This window comes from Mesorhizobium sp. M4B.F.Ca.ET.089.01.1.1 (genome assembly GCF_004022605.1).
GTDB lineage: Bacteria > Pseudomonadota > Alphaproteobacteria > Rhizobiales > Rhizobiaceae > Mesorhizobium > Mesorhizobium abyssinicae.
Genome location: NZ_RZOS01000983.1, coordinates 1 through 898, shown reverse-complemented (window position 1 = coordinate 898; position 898 = coordinate 1). Strand labels below are relative to the sequence as shown.

Here is an 898-nt window from a genome sequence, read left to right as displayed (position 1 = left end):
CACCGCTCGGCTGCCACGGAAAAACTGCTCGTCCAGTCGATGCCGATGCCCGGCAGCCTCCGGTCAAGCTCCGATGAGATTTCCCAGTCATCGGCGTTCAACCACTCGATCAGGGCAAGGGCTGCGGCCTTCGCCGGATAAGTCGCGACCCAGTCACGCCGCCTGATTTCGTCAAGGGTCAAAGCGGGCATTCCGGTCGTTGCGCCACCTCAGCGGCCCATGCCTCACGATGAGCGGCAGATGGTCATGGAAAGTCTCACCATGCTCGCTGCCCGCTGTCGACGCCTCCAGCATGTCCAACACCGTGGGGACCTCGCGCGACGGGTGCCGATCCGGCAGGCTGTCGAGCCAGTCCAGAACCGCTTGGCTGACGTGCCCAACAAGGCCCGCCTTCATCGCACCGTTGCCAACAAGGCGTTTAAGTTCGCCGTTCAGCATCGTCCGACTGGTGAGGTATGCGCGGTCGGTCCATTCGCCGGTCGACTGAGCGCCGCGCCTACGGGTTCGTTTCGTCTCGACCGCCTGGACAATCCATTCGCGGTCGGTCTCGATCACACGGATTGTGGGGATGATCTCGATGTAACGGTCAGTCATTGACCGGCATCACCTTCAACGACTGCCGCCACTCCGCGAACAGCTTCCGCACCTCCTTGCGCTTCCGGTTGATGGTCTCGCGGTTTCGGTGATAGGCCCGGCTGTCGAGTTCCCTGTTGCGCTCCGGGTTCTCCGCGCGCCACTTGCTCTTGTACTCACGCCATTTCCGGCGCGTCGCTTCGTCCTGCATCTCAAATTCCTCTGCTTCTCTGCTGTTGCGTTGATGTTGTCGCCGGGCCTCTTTGGGTCCCAGCCTGTACAATTCGTACACCGTAGTGGTTGTACACCTGAGGGTCCTCAGAAC

The 898-nt window shown here is 61.6% G+C and carries 3 protein-coding genes; all 3 read right to left on the bottom strand.

All coding sequences use genetic code 11. From position 1 onward, the window contains the following. Positions 1–182, bottom strand: a 182-nt coding sequence (locus EN780_RS35505) for a hypothetical protein (RefSeq protein WP_133372921.1), incomplete at its 3' end; no start/stop codon positions are given. Beyond that, on the bottom strand, positions 172–594 hold the full coding sequence (locus tag EN780_RS35500; RefSeq protein WP_127391232.1) for a hypothetical protein: 423 nt from the start codon (positions 592–594) through the stop codon (positions 172–174). The genes EN780_RS35500 and EN780_RS35505, both read right to left, overlap by 11 nt. Beyond that, positions 587–784, bottom strand: a complete 198-nt coding sequence (locus tag EN780_RS35495; protein ID WP_127391231.1) for a hypothetical protein — start codon at positions 782–784, stop codon at positions 587–589. The genes EN780_RS35500 and EN780_RS35495 overlap by 8 nt, the downstream gene beginning before the upstream one ends. Positions 785–898: the final 114 nt, after the last annotated feature.

Bases quoted from the DNA above. Each gene is read 5' to 3' on its own strand.
- EN780_RS35500 (WP_127391232.1), bottom strand. From the start codon at position 594: ATGACTGACCGTTACATCGAGATCATCCCCACAATCCGTGTGATCGAG.
- EN780_RS35495 (WP_127391231.1), bottom strand. From the start codon at position 784: ATGCAGGACGAAGCGACGCGCCGGAAATGGCGTGAGTACAAGAGCAAG.